Raw genomic sequence first — 1,878 nt, 5'->3', positions numbered from 1 at the left:
GAGGCGGCAGGCGCGGCAGCGGCCGCACGGCCGCGCGCCCGGCTCGGCCTCGCAATTGAGCGCGGCGGCAAAGGCGCGGGCCAGCGTCATCTTGCCGATCTGGTCCGGCCCGGTGAACAGGTAGGCGTGGCCGGCCCGGTCGTGGGCCAGCGCCCCGGCCAACAGCCGGACGGCCCAATCGTGGCCGACAACGTGATGCCAGCCGGGGGGGAGGGTGTGCATGGGATTATTGTACCCCGCGGCGGGGAAGTGGCACGTAACATGAATGCGAGAGTGAGGAGCGCCGTCAGGAAATCGTCAGATCACCCAGGTCAATCTTCGCCCCAACGGCCATGAGAAAATCAAGGCCGATGATACCGTCGAGATCGAACCCGTAATCTAGCGCGCCTACCTCAACTTCAAAGCCGCGCACGCGCAAACCTCCGACGGTTAGCGCATCTATCTGCTTGGAGAAAACGAACTCCGTGCCACCCACGCCCCTGATGCGGCGAATCATGTCATCCGGTTCCATGCGAACGCCGACGGTCAGAAGGCGCTCGACCTGGAACAGCGTGCCGGCCGAACCGGTATCCAGCAGGGCGTTCTCAATAGTCAGGAGTTGACCGCCGTACTCAATCTCGGCGGTGACGAACGGCAGGCCGTCACGGATGGTGAGATTCATGAAGCGCTGTGGGATTCGGCCAGACGAACACCAAGCCAAACGCGCTCGGCGATGTCGAGCTGTTCGCGGTCGGTGTGGAGGATGTAGAATTCGCGATTGGCGGCCTCGTGATGAAGTTTCATATAGCGTCGCCAGGCCGCAATCGAATCGGGAAAGGTGTCGATCACGGCCAGTTCTTCAAGCACGCGCTGCCCCCCCTCGGAATGGGCCGCCATCGCCTCGACCAACAACCATTGGCTCGGGTAGTTTTCGCGCACGGTATTCCACTTCATCTCGATAAGTTCCTCTACCGCCATTGTAGCACAAGGATGATCGAAACCGAGTTTCTTCTGAGAATCTTGGTTACAACTGCCCATTTCGGCCGGAATGCGCTACCCTTATAGGCACCTACTTATAGTAGAAACCGAGTTTCTCAGAAGAAACTCGGTTTCTAGTGCACGGAGAGAAGTCCAATGAAACGCTATCCATTGCGCGCGGCGCTGGCCGCCCTCTTGCTCATGGCTCTGCTGTTCGGCTGCGGCGGCGCGGCTGAAGAGACGCCCGAGGCCACGGAGGCCGCCACCGAGGTGGCCGAAGTCGCCCCCACCGAGGCGGCCCCGGCGACTGCCACGACGGCCGCGCCGGCGGCCACGCCCACCACGGCGGCCACCCTGCCGCCGCCGCCCCCGCCGACGGCCGTGCCCACGGACGTGCCGCCGACGGCTACCGCGACGCCCGCTGTCACCGACACGCCGACGGCCACGGCTGTCCCGCCCACGCCCATCCCGCCCACGCCGCGGCCGGTTCAGCCCACGGCCATCCCGCCGACGGCCGCGCCGCCGACGAACACCCCTGTGCCGCCCCCGCCCTCTTTCAGCGCCAACGGTCTGGTTGGCGAGCACTTCGCCCTGCAAGACCGCGCCGAGCTGAGGACTAACGGCAACATATGGTTCGAGTTTCGTGTCGGCAACACCACCGGCGGCGACGTGCAGTACTCGGCCGTCGGCGTCATGCCCAAGAAGGATGGGGTGGATAGGCCTGAATGGCTCCAGGACAGTTGGGCCGGCCCGGACGTGTTCGTGAAACCCGGCGGTCTGACGTGGGAGGATCACATCAACCTGCCCGAGCCGGGCAACTACACCCTCCGTCTGGTCATCTGTTTCGACGGCTTTGACCCCTGCCTGCAAAACCGGGGCACGTGGATCTCCTTCTCGCCTGAGATTCCGATCTCGATCCAG

2 protein-coding genes and 2 pseudogenes are annotated in these 1,878 nt (G+C 64.4%); 1 reads left to right on the top strand and 3 read right to left on the bottom strand.

The features are described from left to right. From ACE3UY_RS11850 to ACE3UY_RS11840, 3 genes and pseudogenes are all read right to left on the bottom strand, one after another. A pseudogene (locus ACE3UY_RS11850) lies at positions 1 to 222 on the bottom strand (DNA polymerase III subunit gamma/tau); the annotation flags it as partial. 64 nt (positions 223 to 286) lie between these two features. Then, complete coding sequence (locus ACE3UY_RS11845; protein WP_374687730.1) at positions 287 to 661, bottom strand: retropepsin-like aspartic protease; 375 nt, start codon at positions 659 to 661, stop codon at positions 287 to 289. After that, positions 658 to 933 carry a hypothetical protein gene (locus ACE3UY_RS11840; RefSeq protein WP_374687729.1) on the bottom strand — a complete coding sequence of 92 codons (276 nt, stop codon included), beginning with the start codon at positions 931 to 933 and terminating at the stop codon, positions 658 to 660. The genes ACE3UY_RS11845 and ACE3UY_RS11840 overlap by 4 nt, the downstream gene beginning before the upstream one ends. A gap of 180 nt (positions 934 to 1,113) precedes the next feature. Here ACE3UY_RS11840 and ACE3UY_RS11835 point away from each other — a divergent pair. Beyond that, positions 1,114 to 1,878 (top strand): annotated as a pseudogene (locus ACE3UY_RS11835) (hypothetical protein); the annotation flags it as partial.

Origin of the sequence: Promineifilum sp. (SeqCode), assembly GCF_041918635.1 — a bacterium.
Lineage (GTDB): Bacteria > Chloroflexota > Anaerolineae > Promineifilales > Promineifilaceae > Promineifilum.
Note: the sequence above shows the minus strand (reverse complement) of the source record. Positions and strands in the feature narration are given on the sequence as shown.

Coding starts and splice junctions, on each gene's coding strand:
- ACE3UY_RS11845 (WP_374687730.1), bottom strand. CDS start 661: ATGAATCTCACCATCCGTGACGGCCTGCCGTTCGTCACCGCCGAGATT.
- ACE3UY_RS11840 (WP_374687729.1), bottom strand. CDS start 933: ATGAAGTGGAATACCGTGCGCGAAAACTACCCGAGCCAATGGTTGTTG.